This window comes from Chromobacterium sp. INPA-IVC (assembly GCF_059047085.1).
Genome location: NZ_JBTNLS010000010.1, coordinates 48,879 through 65,448, shown reverse-complemented (window position 1 = coordinate 65,448; position 16,570 = coordinate 48,879). Strand labels below are relative to the sequence as shown.

The 16,570-nt window shown below is 63.7% G+C and carries 16 protein-coding genes and 1 tRNA gene; 5 read left to right on the top strand and 12 right to left on the bottom strand.

All coding sequences use genetic code 11. The features are described from left to right. The 10 genes from nuoG to tpiA form a co-directional block, all read right to left on the bottom strand. Positions 1-2,322 carry an NADH-quinone oxidoreductase subunit NuoG gene (gene nuoG, locus ACX17K_RS19065; RefSeq protein ID WP_493776006.1) on the bottom strand — a complete coding sequence of 774 codons (2,322 nt, stop codon included), beginning with the start codon at positions 2,320-2,322 and terminating at the stop codon, positions 1-3. Positions 2,323-2,325: 3 nt separating this feature from the next. Beyond that, the gene (gene nuoF / locus ACX17K_RS19060) at positions 2,326-3,621 is read right to left on the bottom strand and encodes an NADH-quinone oxidoreductase subunit NuoF (RefSeq protein WP_493776005.1); all 1,296 of its coding nucleotides are present in this window, start codon (positions 3,619-3,621) and stop codon (positions 2,326-2,328) included. Next, on the bottom strand, positions 3,621-4,121 hold the full coding sequence (gene nuoE, locus ACX17K_RS19055) for an NADH-quinone oxidoreductase subunit NuoE (RefSeq protein WP_493776004.1): 501 nt from the start codon (positions 4,119-4,121) through the stop codon (positions 3,621-3,623). Before nuoE ends, nuoF begins: the two co-directional genes overlap by 1 nt. Beyond that, positions 4,121-5,374: an NADH-quinone oxidoreductase subunit D gene (locus ACX17K_RS19050; protein ID WP_021476498.1), complete on the bottom strand. Its 1,254-nt coding sequence runs from the start codon at positions 5,372-5,374 to the stop codon at positions 4,121-4,123. The genes nuoE and ACX17K_RS19050 overlap by 1 nt, the downstream gene beginning before the upstream one ends. Next, positions 5,367-5,963: an NADH-quinone oxidoreductase subunit C gene (locus ACX17K_RS19045; protein ID WP_046155445.1), complete on the bottom strand. Its 597-nt coding sequence runs from the start codon at positions 5,961-5,963 to the stop codon at positions 5,367-5,369. Before ACX17K_RS19045 ends, ACX17K_RS19050 begins: the two co-directional genes overlap by 8 nt. Before the next feature lie 10 nt (positions 5,964-5,973). Further along, positions 5,974-6,450 (bottom strand): NuoB/complex I 20 kDa subunit family protein, encoded by a 477-nt coding sequence (locus ACX17K_RS19040; RefSeq protein WP_011134497.1) that lies wholly within the window; start codon positions 6,448-6,450, stop codon positions 5,974-5,976. Next, positions 6,441-6,797 carry an NADH-quinone oxidoreductase subunit A gene (locus ACX17K_RS19035; RefSeq protein ID WP_011134496.1) on the bottom strand — a complete coding sequence of 119 codons (357 nt, stop codon included), beginning with the start codon at positions 6,795-6,797 and terminating at the stop codon, positions 6,441-6,443. The genes ACX17K_RS19040 and ACX17K_RS19035 overlap by 10 nt, the downstream gene beginning before the upstream one ends. Positions 6,798-6,888: 91 nt before the next feature. Further along, positions 6,889-6,973, bottom strand: a tRNA-Leu gene (locus tag ACX17K_RS19030). Between the two features lie 19 nt (positions 6,974-6,992). Continuing rightward, complete coding sequence (gene secG / locus ACX17K_RS19025; RefSeq protein WP_021476496.1) at positions 6,993-7,343, bottom strand: preprotein translocase subunit SecG; 351 nt, start codon at positions 7,341-7,343, stop codon at positions 6,993-6,995. 1 nt (position 7,344) lies between these two features. Beyond that, complete coding sequence (tpiA, locus tag ACX17K_RS19020; RefSeq protein WP_493776003.1) at positions 7,345-8,091, bottom strand: triose-phosphate isomerase; 747 nt, start codon at positions 8,089-8,091, stop codon at positions 7,345-7,347. A gap of 172 nt (positions 8,092-8,263) precedes the next feature. Here tpiA and pstS point away from each other — a divergent pair, with 172 nt between their 5' ends. The 5 genes from pstS (at position 8,264) to ACX17K_RS18995 (ending at position 13,749) form a co-directional block, all read left to right on the top strand. Further along, positions 8,264-9,301, top strand: coding sequence for a phosphate ABC transporter substrate-binding protein PstS (gene pstS / locus ACX17K_RS19015; RefSeq protein ID WP_493776002.1), 1,038 nt, complete (start codon positions 8,264-8,266; stop codon positions 9,299-9,301). An 83-nt stretch (positions 9,302-9,384) separates the two neighbouring features. Further along, positions 9,385-10,347 carry a phosphate ABC transporter permease subunit PstC gene (gene pstC, locus ACX17K_RS19010; RefSeq protein ID WP_493776001.1) on the top strand — a complete coding sequence of 321 codons (963 nt, stop codon included), beginning with the start codon at positions 9,385-9,387 and terminating at the stop codon, positions 10,345-10,347. Between the two features lie 34 nt (positions 10,348-10,381). Then, a complete protein-coding gene (pstA, locus tag ACX17K_RS19005) occupies positions 10,382-11,272 on the top strand; it encodes a phosphate ABC transporter permease PstA (RefSeq protein ID WP_021476492.1) in 891 nt (296 codons plus the stop codon). 3 nt (positions 11,273-11,275) lie between these two features. Then, positions 11,276-12,049, top strand: a complete 774-nt coding sequence (pstB, locus tag ACX17K_RS19000) for a phosphate ABC transporter ATP-binding protein PstB (RefSeq protein ID WP_493776000.1) — start codon at positions 11,276-11,278, stop codon at positions 12,047-12,049. Positions 12,050-12,294: 245 nt separating this feature from the next. Beyond that, the gene (locus ACX17K_RS18995; protein ID WP_493775999.1) at positions 12,295-13,749 is read left to right on the top strand and encodes an inorganic phosphate transporter; all 1,455 of its coding nucleotides are present in this window, start codon (positions 12,295-12,297) and stop codon (positions 13,747-13,749) included. Between the two features lie 194 nt (positions 13,750-13,943). On the opposite strand, the gene recG is transcribed toward ACX17K_RS18995, so the two are convergent. Further along, positions 13,944-15,992, bottom strand: a complete 2,049-nt coding sequence (gene recG, locus ACX17K_RS18990) for an ATP-dependent DNA helicase RecG (RefSeq protein WP_493775998.1) — start codon at positions 15,990-15,992, stop codon at positions 13,944-13,946. A gap of 83 nt (positions 15,993-16,075) precedes the next feature. Next, positions 16,076-16,507: a DUF2147 domain-containing protein gene (locus ACX17K_RS18985; protein WP_021476488.1), complete on the bottom strand. Its 432-nt coding sequence runs from the start codon at positions 16,505-16,507 to the stop codon at positions 16,076-16,078. Between the last annotated feature and the right edge of the window lie 63 nt (positions 16,508-16,570).

Sequence of the window (16,570 nt, the reverse complement as noted above, 5' to 3'; positions counted from 1 at the left end):
TTACCCCTGCTTGATCTCGATTGCGTCGAACATGCCGCCCAGCGCCAGCGTGGAAGCGTGCGCGGCGGCGACCCGTACCACGTCGGCCGGCAGGCTGTCGTCGGCTTCGACCGAAACGCGCGCCTCGCCCTCGCCCTGCTTCAGCAGCGCGGTGGAACCGGCTGCCACGCCCAGCTTGGCCAGCAGGCCGCTGTGCGCGCGGACGACGGCGGCGCCCTTGGCTTCGTTGGTTTGCTGCAGCGACGGCGCGCGGCGGCAGATGGCGTCGGCCTGGTACATCGGCACTTCGCCTACGCGGACGATGCCAGCGGACGCAGCCGGATTGGCGGCGACTTTGGACAGCGCGTTGTTCAGCTTGGCGGCCAGATCGCCGAACTCGCCGCGGACTTCCTCGGCGCTGTTCTGCTCGAAGCCGGACAGGCTCAGCATATTGCCCAGCACGCGCAGCACCTTCCAGGCCGGACGGGTTTCGCCCAGCGGCTTCACCACGCCGTTGAAGGTCTGCAGCTTGCCTTCCATGTTGACGAAGGAGCCGGCGGTCTCGGAGAACGGCGCGATCGGCAGCAGCACGTCGGCGTAATCCAGCAGGCCCTGGCCCTTGTAGGCGGTCAGCGCGATCACGGTGGAAGCCTGCTTCATCGCGGCCACGGCGGCCTGCGGGTTGTAGCTGTCGAACTCCACTTCGGTGTTCAGCAGGAAGTAGGCCTTCTTCGGCTTGGCGATCATCGCGGCGGCGTTGTCGCCGGTCTGCGGCAGCGCGCCCACCAGTTCGGCGCCCACGCTGTTGGCGGCTTCGGCCAGGATGCCGAAACGCGCGCCGGACAGGCGGGAGATTTCCTGGGCCAGCGACAGCAGCTGGCCGTAGGCCGGGTGGTGTTGCGCGACGTTGCCCAGCACGACGGACGCGGTCTCGGCGCCGGTCAGGCTTTCAGCGATGACGCGCGCCTGGGCGGACACTTCCACCGACGCCAGGTCGATTTCGCTGGAGCCGGACTTGATCTCGGCCACGGCCTTCAGCACTTGCGACAGCGCGTTCACCAGCGCCAGCGGCGACACGATCAGCTTGCCGTTGATCTTGGTCAGCAGATTGTCGTCGGCGACGTGGATAATGTTGAGCTCGGAACCCTTCTTGACCGATGCGCGCAGGCGGGAGGCCAGCAGCGGCTGTTCCTTGCGCAGCGAGGAACCCACCGCCAGCACCGACTTGGCGTCGGCCAGTTCGGCGATGGTGGAGCCCAGCCATTCGGCGCCCTGCTTGGCGCTGTCGGCGGAGAAGTCGCTGCGGCGCAGGCGGTAGTCGACGGCGTTCACACCGAAAGCGCGCGCCAGCTTCTGGGCCAGGTGCAGTTCCTCGGTGGTGGAGTGCGGGTTCAGCAGGAAGCCGATGGCGTCCTTGCCGTGATCGGCGGACACGCCGTTCAGACCCTTCACCACATAGTTCAGCGCGGTTTCCCAGTCGGTCTCGTGCCACTTGCCGTCGAACTTGATCATCGGCTTGGAGAGACGTTCGGCGCTGTTCAGGCCCTCATAGGAGAAGCGGTCGCGGTCGGCGATCCAGCACTCGTTGATGGCTTCGTTTTCCAGCGGCAGCACGCGCATCACTTCGTTGCTCTTGACCTGAACCACCAGGTTGGAGCCGAGGCCGTCGTGCGGGCTCACCGACTTGCGGCGCGACAGCTCCCAGGCGCGGGTGCTGTAGCGGAACGGCTTGGAGGTCAGCGCGCCCACCGGGCACAGGTCGATCACGTTGCCGGAGATTTCCGAGTCCACGGTCTTGCCCAGGAACGGCAGGATCTCGGAGAACTCGCTGCGGTTGGCCATGCCGATTTCCTGGAAGCCGCCCACTTCTTCAGTGAAGCGGACGCAGCGCGTGCAGTGGATGCAGCGCGACATTTCCTCGGCGGAAACCAGCGGACCCATGTCCTTGCCCACCACCACGCGCTTCTCTTCCTCGTAGCGCGAGGTCGAGTTGCCGTAGCCGACCGCCAGATCCTGCAGCTGGCATTCCCCGCCCTGGTCGCAGATCGGGCAATCCAGCGGGTGGTTGATCAGCAGGAATTCCATCACGCCCTGCTGGGCCTTCTTGGCCAGCGGCGACGCGGTGTGGACCTTCATGCCGTCGGTGACGGGGGTGGCACAGGCCGGCAGCGGCTTCGGCGCCTTTTCCACTTCCACCAGGCACATCCGGCAGTTGGCCGCGATGGACAGCTTCTTGTGGTAGCAGAAGTGCGGAATATAGGTGCCCACCGAGTGGGCCGCCTCGATGACGGTGCTGCCTTGCGGCACCGTCAGTTTCTTACCGTCGATTTCGATTTCAAGCATCGCTCAACACCATTTGTGATCCACCAAGGTCTTTCCGTGTTCGATCGCGTACTCGAACTCCGCGCGGAAATGCTTGGTGAAACTGCGAACCGGGAACACCGCGGCGTCGGCCAGCGCGCAGATGGTGCGGCCAGCCATGTTGTTGCCCACGGAATCCAGAAGCTCCAGATCGCCCTTGCGGCCTTGGCCGTTGACGATGCGATGGATCACCTTGTACAGCCAGCCGGTGCCTTCGCGGCACGGCGTGCACTGGCCGCAGGATTCTTCGTGGTAGAAGTAGGCCAGACGCTCCAGCGCCTTGACCATGCACACGTCCTCGTTCATCACGATCACGGCGCCCGAACCCAGCATCGAACCGGCTTTGGCGATGCTGTCGTAGTCCATGGTGCACTGCATCATGATGTCGGCAGGCAGCACCGGAGCGGACGAGCCGCCCGGGATCACCGCCTTCAGCTTCTTGCCGTCTCGCATGCCGCCGGCCATTTCCAGCAGCTCGGAGAACGGCGTGCCCAGCGCGATCTCGTAGTTGCCCGGACGGTTGACGTGGCCGGAAACCGAGAACAGCTTGGTGCCGCCGTTGTTCGGCTTGCCCTTCTCGAGGAAGGTCTGCGCGCCGTCGCGGATGATGAACGGCACCGAAGCGAACGATTCGGTGTTGTTGATCGTGGTCGGCTTGCCGTACAGGCCGAAGCTGGCCGGGAACGGCGGCTTGAAGCGCGGCTGGCCCTTCTTGCCTTCCAGCGATTCCAGCAGCGCGGTTTCCTCGCCGCAGATGTAGGCGCCGTAGCCGTGGTGGGCGAACAAGTCGAAGTTGAAGCCGGAGCCCAGGATGTTCTGGCCCAGGAAACCCGCCTTGCGCGCCTCTTCCAGCGCTTCTTCGAACAACACGTAGTCTTCGAAGATTTCGCCGTGGATGTAGTTGTAACCCGCCTTGGTGCCCATCGCGTAACCGGCGATGATCATGCCCTCGATCAGCGAGTGCGGGTTGTAGCGGATGATGTCGCGGTCCTTGAAGGTGCCCGGCTCGCCCTCGTCGGTATTGCAGACGACGTACTTGTCGCCCGGGAACGAGCGCGGCATGAAGCTCCATTTCAGGCCGGTCGGGAAGCCCGCGCCGCCGCGGCCGCGCAGGCCGGAGTTCTTCACTTCCGCGATCACATCTTCCTGCGTCATCTTGGAGTCGAGGATGCGGCGCAGCGCCTGGTAGCCGCCGCGGGCCACGTAGGCGTCCAGACGCCAGCAGTCGGGCTGGGCGGTGTCGACGCCGTCGAAAATCACGCCATTAGCGAAGACAGCCATTATTTCAACTCCGCCAGTTTTTTATCGATTGCGTCGGGCGTCATGAAGCTGCACATCTTGTGGTTGTTCACCAGCAAGACCGGCGCGTCGCCGCAGGCGCCCATGCATTCGCCTTCCAGCAGGGTGTACATGCCATCGGCGCTGGTTTCGCCGATGGCGATGCCCAGCTTCTTCGAGATGTACTCCGCGGCGTTGACGCCGCCGGACAGCGCACAGGGCAGATTGGTGCAGACGGTGATCTTGAATTTGCCCACCGGCTTCATGTCGTACATGTTGTAGAAGGTGGCGACTTCGTAGGCGGCCACCGGGGCGATGCCCAGGTAGTCGGCCACGAACTCGATCAGCTCCTGGTTCAGGCAGCGGGCTTCCGGGGTTTCACCGGCGGCGCGCCGCTCGTCCAGCGCGATGCGCAGCGCGCCCATGACGGCGGAGCGCTTCTGGTCAGCCGGATATTTGGCGACCTCGCGGTCGATCAAGGCTAGCGATTGTGCGGACAGCATCAGCGGTCAATCTCCCCAAACACGATATCCTGCGTACCGATGATCGCGACGACGTCGGCGATCATGTGGCCGGTGGCCATCTCGTCCAGCGCGGCCAAATGGGCATAGCCCGGCGCGCGGATCTTGAGGCGGTACGGTTTGTTGGCGCCGTCGGACACCAGGTAGATGCCGAACTCGCCCTTCGGGTGCTCCACCGCGGCGTAAGCCTCGCCTTCCGGCACGTGCATGCCTTCGGTGAACAGCTTGAAGTGGTGGATCAGGTCTTCCATATTGGACTTCATGCCTTCGCGCGAAGGCGGAGCCACCTTATGGTTGTCGGTGATCACCGGGCCGGGGTTGGCGCGCAGCCAGGCCACGCACTGCTGGATGATGCGGTTGGACTGGCGCATTTCCTCGACGCGGACCAGGTAGCGGTCGTAGCAGTCGCCGCCCACGCCCACCGGCACGTCGAAGTCCATCTTGTCGTACACGTCGTACGGCTGGGTCTTGCGCAGGTCCCAGGCGATGCCGGAACCGCGCAGCATCGGACCGGTCATGCCCAGGTTCAACGCGCGCTCGGCCGTCACCACGCCGATGCCCACCGTCCGTTGCTTCCAGATGCGGTTGTCGGTCAGCAGGGTTTCGTACTCGTCGACATAGCCCGGGAAACGGTCGGTGAAATCGCTGATGAAGTCCAGCATCGAGCCCTTGCGGCCTTCGTTCAGGCGCGCCAGCTCCTTGGCGTTCTTGATCTTGGACACGGTGTACTGCGGCATGCTGTCCGGCAGATCGCGGTAGACGCCGCCCGGACGGAAGTAAGCCGCGTGCATCCGCGCGCCCGACACCGCCTCGTAGCAGTCCATCAGGTCTTCGCGCTCGCGGAACGCGTACAGGAACATGGTCATCGCGCCGATATCCAGCGCGTGGGCGCCGATCCACAGCAGGTGGTTCAGCACGCGGGTGATTTCGGCGAACATCACGCGGATGTACTGCGCGCGCTCCGGCACCTCGATGCCCATCATCTTCTCGATGGCCAGGCAGTAGGCGTGCTCGTTGCACATCATCGACACGTAGTCGAGACGATCCATGTACGGCAGCGACTGGATGAAGGTCTTGCTCTCGGCCAGCTTCTCGGTGCCGCGATGCAGCAGGCCGATGTGCGGGTCGGCGCGCTGGACGACTTCGCCGTCCAGTTCCAGCACCAGGCGCAGCACGCCGTGCGCGGCCGGGTGTTGCGGGCCGAAGTTGAGGGTGTAGTTACGGATCTCAGCCACCGTAATTCTCCTCGCGGATGATGCGCGGCGTGATCTCGCGCGGTTCGATGGTGACAGGCTGATAGATCACGCGCTGCTGGGTCGGGTCGTAGCGCATTTCCACGTGGCCGGACAAGGGGAAGTCCTTGCGGAACGGGTGGCCGACGAAACCATAGTCGGTCAGCAGGCGGCGCAGGTCGGGGTGGCCTTCGAACACGATGCCATACAGATCGAACGCTTCGCGCTCGAACCAGTTGGCGGCGTTCCAGACGTCGTTGACCGACGGGATCACCGGGAAGTCGTCGTCTGCGGCGAAGACGCGCAGGCGGATGCGATGGTTCAGCTTGACGGACAGCAGATGGTACACGGCGGCGAAGCGCGGGCCGTCCCACGGCTCGTCGCGGTAGGCGCTGTAGTCCATGCCGCAGACGTCGATGCACTGCTCGAAGGCGAGGTCGGCGTGGTCGCGCAGCGTCAGCGCCACCGACGGCAGATCGGACGCCTTGCAGACGATGGTCAGCTCGTCCAGAGCCTGCGTGCTGCTCACGAGCTTGTCGCCCAGCGCCGCGGCAACGACCGAACCCAACGCTTCCATTTTCTTGGAGGCCATAGTTTCTACCTTAGCGGGCGATGGTGTTGGTACGTTTGATCTTGTTCTGCAGCTGGATGATGCCGTACAGCAGCGCCTCCGCGGTCGGCGGACAGCCCGGCACGTAGACATCCACAGGCACGATGCGGTCGCAGCCGCGAACTACAGAATAGGAATAGTGATAGTAGCCGCCGCCGTTGGCACAGGAGCCCATCGAGATCACCCAGCGCGGCTCGGCCATCTGGTCGTAAACCTTGCGCAGGGCCGGCGCCATCTTGTTGCACAGCGTGCCGGCGACGATCATCAAGTCGGACTGGCGGGGGCTGGGGCGGAACACGACGCCGAAACGGTCGAGGTCATAACGCGCCGCGCCGGCGTGCATCATTTCCACCGCACAACAGGCCAGGCCGAAGGTCATCGGCCATAGAGAACCGGTGCGGGTATAGTTGATAAGCTTGTCGGCTGTCGTGGTGACGAAGCCTTTCTCCAGAATCCCTTCTACTCCCATTCCAGAGCTCCCTTCTTCCACATGTAGACGAAGCCGAGCGTCAGCACGGCCAGAAATTCGACCATCACGCCCAAACCATAGACGCCCAGATCCTTCAACACCACCGCCCACGGAAACAGGAAGGCAATTTCCAGGTCGAACAGGATGAAGAGAATGGCGATCAGGTAATAGCGGACGTCAAACTTCATGCGGGCATCTTCGAAGGCCTCGAAGCCGCATTCGTATGGAGAAAGTTTCTCAGCGTCGGGACGATTCGGTGCCAGCAGTTTGCCCAAGACAATAGGGCCCACGCCGACCAGAAGTCCGACGATGACAAACATCAGAATGGGAAAGTAGTTTTGCAGCATTTCCCGTACACCCCCAAAAAAAGAGGGGTCGCCCCCTCTTGGCTCCAAATAAAACAGGCCACCGGAGTCCCGGTGGCCTGTTTTTGAATGGTGGTGCCGACAGTGAGACTCGAACTCACACAGCTTTCGCCACTACCCCCTCAAGATAGCGTGTCTACCAATTTCACCATGTCGGCACAGCAAAGCTTTAAATTGTTACTCCGGGATTTTGGAAGCCGTTCCCGAAGCATTTTTATTAGGCGCGCCTGCCGGGATTTGCGGCACAGCCTGTTCAATCTTACCGCCCATCACGCCGAGATCGCTCTTTCCACCCCCGGAAAGAAAGACCAGCGCCAAAGAAGTCGAGAAAAACACTGCGGCAGCAACCGCAGTCGTTCTGCTCAAGAAATTCGCAGAACCAGACGCCCCGAACAGACTGCCGGACGAGCCACTACCAAAAGCCGCGCCCATATCCGCACCCTTGCCATGCTGCATCAGAACAAGGACGATGATAGATGCTGCGGACAGCAGATTTACAATCCAAATAAGCGTCTTGAGAAGTTCCATACTATATCATTTTTCCTGCGGCTTGGCAAATCACTCTGAATGAACCGGCGTCCAGAGAGGCCCCTCCGACCAGTGCTCCGCCGACGTTTTCCGTCGCCAGGATCGCCTCGGCATTCTCTGCTTTGACACTGCCGCCGTAGAGGACGCGAATCTTATCGGAGCCCGAAACGTTTTGCAAGCACCAATTTTTGATGAATGCATGGATTTCGGCGATCTGCTCAAGCGACGCCACCTTGCCGGTGCCGATGGCCCACACCGGTTCATAGGCGACAACGTATTCACCATCGGCGATCTCGGCCAGGATGGCAAGCTGTTCCCGCACCACTTCCAGATAAGCGCCGGACTCGCGCTGCTCCAGCGTCTCCCCGACGCACAACACCGGCACCACGCCGGCGGCGATGGCGTTGCGCATTTTGGCCAGCAGCGCGGCGTTGTCTTCGCGGAAATACTGGCGGCGCTCGGAGTGGCCGACCAGCGCGTAGCGGCAGCCCACGTCGGCCAGCATCGCGGCGCTGACCTCGCCGGTGAAGGCGCCGTCGGCGGCGAAGCGGCTGACGTCCTGGGAGGACAAGGCGATGTTGCCGCCCTTCAGCTGTTCGGCCAGCGCAGCCAGGTAGACGGCGGGAGCGGCGATGCCGACGCCTTCGCGATTGGTCTCTCCGTCGGCCAGCAATGCCGCCGCCAGCTGGCGGGCGCTGTCGCCGCGGGTGTTCATCTTCCAGTTGCCAATCACCAGTTTGCCGGACATGCGTTTCTCCACTTCATGTTGCTTGGTTGGCGCCGATTATAGCGCGCCCTCGCCCGCCGCTCCAATGGGCCTGGATCAAGCATTTACGACTTGTAATATTACTGAAAGATTCGCCCGATACGATGGCGACCATCACAAACGCAGTCCCATCCTTTCGTTCGGGAGTTAAGCAATGAAACAGTCTGTTCGTCTGGCCGCAGTCCTCGGCTCCACGCTGATCGCAGGCTCGGTCTACGCGGCTGACATCACCGGCGCCGGCGCGACCTTCCCCTACCCGCTGTACGCCAAGTGGGCGGCGACCTACAAGGGCAGCACCGGCAACAACATGAACTACCAGTCCATCGGTTCCGGCGGCGGCATCAAGCAGATCCAGTCCAAGACCGTGGATTTCGGCGCGTCCGACATGCCGCTGAAGCCGGAAGAGCTGGAAAAGTCCGGACTGACCCAGTTCCCGACCGTGATGGGCGGCGTGGTGCCGGTCTACAACATCCCGGGCGTCGCCGCCGGCCAGATCAAGTTCACCGGCGCGCTGCTGGCCGACATCTATCTGGGCAAGGTAGGCAAGTGGAACGATCCGGCCATCGCCAAGCTGAACCCGGGCGTCAAGCTGCCTGACCAGCGCATCTCGGTCGTCCGCCGCTCCGACGGCTCCGGCACCACCTTCATCTTCACCAACTACCTGTCCAAGGTATCGCCGGAATGGGCGAAGGACGTCGGCTCCAACACCGCCGTCAGCTGGAAGGGCAGCTCGGTGGGCGGCAAGGGCAACGAGGGCGTGGCCAACTACGTGTCGCGCATCAAGGGCTCCATCGGCTATGTCGAATACGCCTACGCCAAGCAGAACAAGCTGGCCTACGGCCTGCTGCAGAACCAGGCCGGCGCCTTCGTCACCCCGGACGAGGCCTCGTTCAAGGCTGCGGCCGCCAACGCCGACTGGAAGAAAGCGCCGGGCTTCTACCTGCTGCTGACCAACCAGCCGGGCAAGCAGAGCTGGCCGATCGCCGGCGCCACCTTCATCCTGATGCACAAGAAGCAGGATAAGCCGGCCCAGGCCGCAGAAGTGCTGAAATACTTCGACTGGGCTTACAAAAACGGCGACAAGACCGCGCTGGATCTGGACTACATCCCGATGCCGGAGAACGTCAAGGGCGTGATCCGCACCAGCTGGAAGCAAATCACCGACGGCAGCGGCAAAGCTGTCTGGAACTGACGGGCGGCGCTTATACTGCCGCACCCAGGCCGGGGGAAGTTCGCTTCCTCCGGCCTTGTGTCTGAACCATCAAGAATCGGCGCATGCAAAAACTGAGCTATGAGCAGCAGCTGGGACGCCAGCAGCTGCTGGACAAAATATTCCGGGTGACCACCCGCTGCTTCGCCTTCCTGGTGCTGGCGCTGCTGATCGGCATCCTCCTCTCGCTGCTGGTCGGCGCCATGCCCAGCATCAAGGGCTTCGGCTGGAGCTTCCTGTTCAATACCGACTGGGATCCGGTCCAAGAGAAATTCGGCGCGATCGTGCCCATTTTCGGCACCCTGGCCACCTCCTTCATCGCGCTGCTGATCGGCGTGCCGGTCAGCTTCGGCATCGCGCTGTTCCTGACCGAGCTGTGCCCAACCTGGCTGAAGCGCCCGCTGGGCATCGCCGTCGAGCTGCTGGCCGGCATTCCGTCCATCATCTACGGCATGTGGGGCCTGTTCGTGTTCGCCCCGTTCTTCGCCGACCACATCCAGCCGTGGCTGATCGACAACCTGGGCGAGCTGCCGCTGCTGGGTTTCCTGTTCCAGGGCGCGCCGATGGGCATCGGCCTGTTCTCCGCCGGCCTGATCCTCGCCATCATGGTGATTCCGTTCATCGCCTCGGTGATGCGCGACGTGTTCGAAGTGGTGCCGACCATGCTGAAGGAATCGGCCTACGGCCTGGGCTCCACCACCTGGGAGGTGGTGCGCTACGTGGTGCTGCCTTACACCAAGACCGGCGTCGTCGGCGGCATCATGCTGGGCCTGGGCCGCGCGCTGGGCGAGACGATGGCCGTCACCTTCGTGATCGGCAACTCCACCCGTTTTTCCACCAGCCTGTTCGAGCCGGGCAACTCCATCGCCTCGTCGCTGGCCAACGAATTCGCCGAAGCCAACGGCGACCTGTACATGGGCTCGCTGATCGAGCTGGGCCTGATCCTGTTCTTCATCACCTTCGTGGTGCTGTCCTGCTCCAAACTGCTGCTGCTGCGCCTGAAGAAGCAGGAAGGCAAGCCTTCCTGACATGAAAGACGTCAAAACGATGAGCCAAGCGACAATGAACGACGCCTTGCGCACCGCCCCCGCATCCGGCCTGAAGCAGGATAGCCTCACTTACCGCCGGCGCCGGCTGGTCAACCGGCTGACCATGGCCGCGTCGATGCTGACCATGGTTTTCGGCCTGTTCTGGCTGTTCTGGATCCTGATCACGCTGCTGCAGCACGGCCTGTCCGGCATCAGCTGGCAGGTGTTCACCGAAAGCACGCCGCCCCCGGGTTCCGCCGGCGGCCTGGCCAACGCCATATACGGCAGCCTGGTGATGACCGCCTTCGGCACGCTGTTCGGCACGCCGATCGGCATCCTGGCCGGCATCTATCTGGCCGAATTCGGCCAGCGCGGCTGGCTGGCACCCATCACCCGCTTCATCAACGACATCCTGCTGTCGGCGCCGTCCATCGTGATCGGCCTGTTCGTGTACGAGGTGTACGTGGTGTCGGTCGGCCACTTCTCCGGCTGGGCCGGCTCCTTCGCGCTGGCCATCCTGGTGATCCCGGTGGTGGTGCGCACCACCGAGAACATGCTGCGCCTGGTGCCCAACAGCCTGCGCGAAGCCGCCGCCGCGCTCGGCGCGCCGCAATGGAAGGTGACGCTGACCGTGACGCTGCGCGCGGCGCAGGCCGGCGTGCTGACCGGCATCCTGCTGGCGGTGGCCCGGATTTCCGGCGAAACCGCGCCCTTGCTGTTCACCGCGTTGAACAACCAGTTCTTCAACAGCAATATGAACCAGCCGATGGCCAACCTGCCGATCGTGATCTTCCAGTTCGCGATGAGTCCCTACGAGGACTGGCACACGCTGGCCTGGGCCGGCTCGCTGCTGATCACTTTCAGCGTCCTCGCCCTGAACATCGTCGCCCGCTGGATGGGCGGCCGCAAGAATCAATCGAATTAAGGCATGACAACCATGACCAGCACCGCCTCCAAGCTCGAGGTCCGCGACCTGAACTTCTTCTATGGCAACTTCCACGCGCTGAAAGGCATTCAGCTGGAGATCGCGCCGCGCAAGGTGACCGCCTTCATCGGCCCGTCCGGCTGCGGCAAATCCACGCTGCTGCGCACCTTCAACCGCATGTACGAGCTCTACCCCGGCCTGCGCGCCGAGGGCGAAATCATGCTGGACGGCCAGAACATCCTGGCGCGCGACATCGACATCAACCTGCTGCGCGCCAAGGTGGGCATGGTGTTCCAGAAGCCGACGCCGTTCCCGATGTCGATCTACGACAACATCACCTTCGGCGTGAAGCTGTACGAGAAGCTGTCCAAAGGCGAGATGGAAGACCGCGTCGAATGGGCGCTGCGCAAGGCCGCGCTGTGGGACGAGGTGAAGGACAAGCTCAAGCAGTCCGGCAATTCGCTGTCCGGCGGCCAGCAACAGCGGCTGTGCATCGCCCGCGCGGTGGCCTCCAAGCCGGAGGTGCTGCTGCTGGACGAGCCGACCTCGGCGCTGGACCCGATCTCCACCGCCCACATCGAAGAGCTGATCCACGAACTGAAAGAGGACTACACCATCGCCATCGTGACGCACAATATGCAGCAGGCGGCGCGGGTGTCCGATTACACCGCCTACATGTATCTGGGCGAGCTGGTGGAGTTCGGCAACACCGACACCATCTTCACCACGCCGCAGAAGAAGGCGACCGAGGACTACATCACCGGCAAGTTCGGCTGATTCTCCCCGCTTCCTCCGGCTGGCGCGCCACCCGCGCCAGCCGTTTTTCATGCCGTCCGGCTAAGCAATAATGATGATGCCATTTTGTAAAATCATGGACTTAGCCGTCTTGCAACCCCGCGCTGTCAAGAAGATTTTGCCGTTTTCGCAGGCAAAACCACACGCTTTATTTTTTTTTTATAAAGACTTGACGGCCATGGCGCGGAACACAACAATCCCGCCTTTACGATAAACGCTGACACGCCATGCTGGACCTGTTTTCCGGGCTCGATACCCATGTAGCCATCACTTTGATGCTTTCTCTGGGCTTCGTGCTCGCCTTTGAGTTCATCAACGGTTTTCACGATACCGCCAACGCCGTCGCCACCGTCATCTACACCCAGTCGATGAAGCCGCGCCTCGCCGTGTTCTATTCCGGCGTCTGCAACTTCCTCGGCGTGATGAGCGGCGGCCTGGCCGTCGCCTACGCCATCGTGCACCTGCTGCCGGTGGACCTGCTGATCTCGGTGAATACAAGCCGCGGCATGGCGATGGTGTTCGCCCTGCTCGCCGCCGCCATCCTGTGGAACCTCGGCACCTGGTATCTGGGCCTGCCGGCGTCCAGCAGCCACACGCTGATCGGCGCCATCCTGGGCGTGGGCGTGGCCAACAGCTTCATCAACAACACCTCGCTGTCGCACGGCATCAACTGGGGCAAGGCGATCGACGTCGGCGCTTCGCTGCTGGTGTCGCCCATCGCCGGCGCGGTGATGGCGGGCCTGATCGTCATCCTGCTGCGGCGCTTCCGGCCGCGCAGCAATGTCCATAAAACGCCGTACCAGCGGCAGCAGGTGGAAGGCCGCAAGCATCCGCCGTTCTGGACCCGCTTCATGCTGATCGTGTCGGCGATGGGCGTCAGCTTCGCCCACGGCTCCAACGACGGCCAGAAGGGCGTGGGCCTGGTGATGCTGGTGCTGATCGGCATCGTGCCGGCCAAGTTCGTGCTGAACCTGGACAGCACCCCGTACCAACTGGAGCGCACCCGCGACGCGGCGCAGCATCTGCAGCAGTTCTACCAGCGCCACGAGGTCGATCTGTCCAAGATCATCGTCAAGTCCACCAGCACCAGCCAGTACGAGTGCCACCCGCAGCAAACCGTGGCCACCGCCGATCAGTTGCTGAAGCTGATGGGCGACGGCAACGATTACCACACCCTGAGCGCTTCGCAGCGCTGGGACGTGCGCACCCAGCTCCTGTGCCTGGACGACGCCGCCAAGAAGGCCGCCGATCTGCCCAAGCTGTCGTCCGACGACAAGCAGCTGCTGAGCAATCTGCGCAAGGACCTGACCACCACCACCGAATACGCGCCCACCTGGGTGATCGTGGCCGTGGCCTTGGCGCTGGGCATCGGCACCATGATAGGCTGGCGCCGCGTGGTGAAGACCGTGGGCGAAGGCATCGGCAAGAAGGACATGACCTACGCCCAGGGCGTGGCCGCGCAGACCACCGCCGCCGTATCCATCGGCCTGGCCAGCTGGTTCGGCTTCCCGGTATCCACCACCCACGTGCTGTCCAGCGGCGTGGCCGGCACCATGATCGCCGACAAGGCCGGCCTGCAGATGAGCACCGTGCGCTCGATCGCGCTGGCCTGGCTGTTCACGCTGCCTGCCTCGATGGGCCTGGCCGCCGGCCTGTACTACCTGGCGGCGCAGTGGTTCTGATCCACAACGCCCAAACGCAAAAGCCGCTCGATGAGCGGCTTTTTTCATGCTTGATCCAGGTCAACGGAGCTGCTGTCCGCGCTTGAACGAAAAATTCATTGATTGCTAATATACGCCTGCTTCATTAATGGTTTCTTTTGTTTGCAGCAATCCTCCCTCGCCGCCGCGATTTCCCCCAATCGCGGCGGATTTTTTTACGCCTTGAGGAATTGCTCGCGCCCGGCCAGCCATCGTTCCAGATGCGCCTCGGCCTCCCGCGGCCAACGCTCCAGCAAGACCGGCGCCAGATCGCGCGCCGCCTCCAGCAGCGCCTGGTCCTGTTCCAGATCGGCGAAGCGCAGCATCGGTAGTCCGCTCTGCCGTGCCCCCAGAAACTCGCCGGGACCGCGGATCTGCAGATCCTGGCGGGCGATCTCGAAACCGTCGGTATGCTCGTAGATCACCTTCAACCGCGCCTTGGCCAGATCGGACAAGGGATTCTCGAACAACAGCACGCACACGCTCCTGGCGCTGCCCCGCCCTACCCGGCCGCGCAGCTGGTGCAATTGCGCGAGGCCCATGCGCTCGGCGTGCTCGATCACCATCAGGCTGGCGTTGGGCACATCCACCCCGACCTCGATCACCGTCGTCGCCACCAGCACGTCCAGCTGGCCCGCCCCGAACGCCGCCATCGCCTCGGCCTTTTCCGCCGCCTTCATCCGGCCATGCACCAGGCCGATGCGGCGGCCCGGCAAGTCCTGCAGCAGCTGCTGGTGGCAATCCACCGCCGTCTGCAGTTGCAGCGCCTCGGACTCCTCGATCAGCGGGCACACCCAGTAGGCCTGATTGCCCTCGGCGCAGGTCTTCTCGACGAACTGCACCACCTCGGCGCGGCGCGGACTGCCGATCAGCTTGGTGACGATGGGCGTGCGGCCCGGCGGCAGCTCGTCTATCGCCGATACGTCCAGGTCGGCGTAGAAACTCATCGCCAGCGTGCGCGGGATCGGCGTGGCCGACATCATCAGCTGATGGGGCTCCTCGCCCTTGTCCTGCAGCGCCAGCCGCTGGCCGACGCCGAAGCGGTGCTGCTCGTCGACGATGGCCAGCCCCAGCTTCTGGAACGCCACGGTATCCTGGAATAACGCGTGGGTGCCCACCGCCAGCCGGCATTGGCCGGAGGCGATCTCGTCCAGCGCTTGCTGCTTGGCCTTCTTGCGCAGGCTGCCGGACAGCCAGGACACGCCTATGCCCAGCGGCGCCAGCCAGCCGGACAGCTTCAAATAGTGCTGCTCGGCCAGGATTTCGGTCGGCGCCATCAGCGCCACCTGGTAGCCGGCCTCGATCGCCGACAGCGCCGACAGCGCGGCGACGATGGTCTTGCCGCTGCCGACGTCGCCCTGCAGCAGCCTGTGCATCGGATGCGCCTGCCGCATGTCGGCGCGGACCTCGTCCAGCACCCTGCGCTGGGCGCCGGTGAGCTGGAATGGCAGATGGGCCAGCAATTTCTCGCTCAGGCTGCCGTCGCCGGCGATGCGCGGCGCGTGCCCAAGCCGGCGCGCGCGGTAGGCGAGCCGCATCGATAGCTGCTGCGCCAGCAATTCGTCGAATTTCAGCCGCTGCCAGGCCGGCAGCTGCGGATCGGCCAGTTGCTGCGCCGACCACTCCGGCGGCGGCAGATGCAGCAGGCGGATGGCGTCGGCGAACGGCAGCAGGGCCAGCGGCGCCATCAACGGCGCCGGCAGCAGCTCGTCCAGCCGCTGCGATTTCAACTCGGCGTGCACCAGCTTGCGCAGCACCGGCTGGGTCAGGCCGTTGACCGTCGGGTAGACCGGGGTCAGGCTGTCGGCCAGCGGCGCGCCCTCGCGCACTTCGCGGGTCTTGGGATGGACCATCTCGTCGCCGGCGAAGCCGCGGCGGATCTCGCCCAGCGCGCGCACGCGGCTGCCCTCGGCGAACTGCTTGAGCTGGCTGGGATAGAAGTGGATGAAGCGCAGCAGCAGCGTGCCGCTGCCGTCCTCGATCTGCACCCTGAGCTGCTTGCGCGGCTTGTAGCTGACCTCGTGCGCGGTGACGGTGCCCTCCACCAGCGCCGGCTGGCCATACGGCGCGTCGGCGATCGGGTACAGATGGGTTTCGTCCTCGTAGCGCAGCGGCAGGTGCAGCACCAGGTCGAAGCGGCGGCGTATGCCCAGCTTCTCCAGCTTCTTCACCAGCGCGGCCGGCGCCGCCGGCGGCTGGTTGGCGAGATCGATCGGGGAATTCATGAGTAGCGATTGTACCCAACAATGAGAAAGGCGGAAGCGGCTCGCGCCGGCTTCCGCCCGGGATTCGGTTCAGCCCTTGCCGCTTACTGCTGGCGTTCCCACACTTGGGTGCGGAAGAAGGGGCCGATATAGCCGCGCACGCGCAGCTTCTTGCCGTCGTCCATCAGCTTGGCGCCGGAGGTGTAGATCTTGCCGGACTTCGGATCCAGGATCTGGCCGTCGGACCATTCCTCTCCGCTCTTCTTCAGGCCCCACAGGATCTGCATGCCGTTCACCGACTTGCCCTTGTTGGCGCCGTCGCACTTGTCGCATACCGCGTCCGGGTGCAGGTAGAGCTTGATCACCTTGCCGGTCAGCTCGCCGTTGGGCGCTTCGTTGATCTGCACCAGGGCCTTGGCCTGCTTGGTTTCGTCGTCAATGGTCTTCCACAGGCCGGCGGCGCTGCCGGCCAGCGCCAGTTGGCTGACCAGGCCCAGCGCGGTCGCGAGGCAGGCGGCTTTGGCGATTCGGATCATGATGTTTTTTCCTCGTCTCGTTTGTTATGAAACAGCAGTTTGGAGTAGCGGCTCTAGGATGCC

Excerpts from the sequence above, each read along its gene's own strand:
- secG (WP_021476496.1), bottom strand. The coding sequence starts at position 7,343 with ATGGAACTTCTCAAGACGCTTATTTGGATTGTAAATCTGCTGTCCGCA.
- pstC (WP_493776001.1), top strand. The coding sequence starts at position 9,385 with ATGCAAAAACTGAGCTATGAGCAGCAGCTGGGACGCCAGCAGCTGCTG.
- nuoE (WP_493776004.1), bottom strand. The coding sequence starts at position 4,121 with ATGCTGTCCGCACAATCGCTAGCCTTGATCGACCGCGAGGTCGCCAAA.
- pstS (WP_493776002.1), top strand. The coding sequence starts at position 8,264 with ATGAAACAGTCTGTTCGTCTGGCCGCAGTCCTCGGCTCCACGCTGATC.
- pstB (WP_493776000.1), top strand. The coding sequence starts at position 11,276 with ATGACAACCATGACCAGCACCGCCTCCAAGCTCGAGGTCCGCGACCTG.
- nuoG (WP_493776006.1), bottom strand. The coding sequence starts at position 2,322 with ATGCTTGAAATCGAAATCGACGGTAAGAAACTGACGGTGCCGCAAGGC.
- ACX17K_RS18995 (WP_493775999.1), top strand. The coding sequence starts at position 12,295 with ATGCTGGACCTGTTTTCCGGGCTCGATACCCATGTAGCCATCACTTTG.
- ACX17K_RS19035 (WP_011134496.1), bottom strand. The coding sequence starts at position 6,797 with ATGCTGCAAAACTACTTTCCCATTCTGATGTTTGTCATCGTCGGACTT.
- recG (WP_493775998.1), bottom strand. The coding sequence starts at position 15,992 with ATGAATTCCCCGATCGATCTCGCCAACCAGCCGCCGGCGGCGCCGGCC.
- ACX17K_RS19040 (WP_011134497.1), bottom strand. The coding sequence starts at position 6,450 with ATGGGAGTAGAAGGGATTCTGGAGAAAGGCTTCGTCACCACGACAGCC.
- pstA (WP_021476492.1), top strand. The coding sequence starts at position 10,382 with ATGAACGACGCCTTGCGCACCGCCCCCGCATCCGGCCTGAAGCAGGAT.
- ACX17K_RS18985 (WP_021476488.1), bottom strand. The coding sequence starts at position 16,507 with ATGATCCGAATCGCCAAAGCCGCCTGCCTCGCGACCGCGCTGGGCCTG.
- nuoF (WP_493776005.1), bottom strand. The coding sequence starts at position 3,621 with ATGGCTGTCTTCGCTAATGGCGTGATTTTCGACGGCGTCGACACCGCC.
- tpiA (WP_493776003.1), bottom strand. The coding sequence starts at position 8,091 with ATGTCCGGCAAACTGGTGATTGGCAACTGGAAGATGAACACCCGCGGC.
- ACX17K_RS19045 (WP_046155445.1), bottom strand. The coding sequence starts at position 5,963 with ATGGCCTCCAAGAAAATGGAAGCGTTGGGTTCGGTCGTTGCCGCGGCG.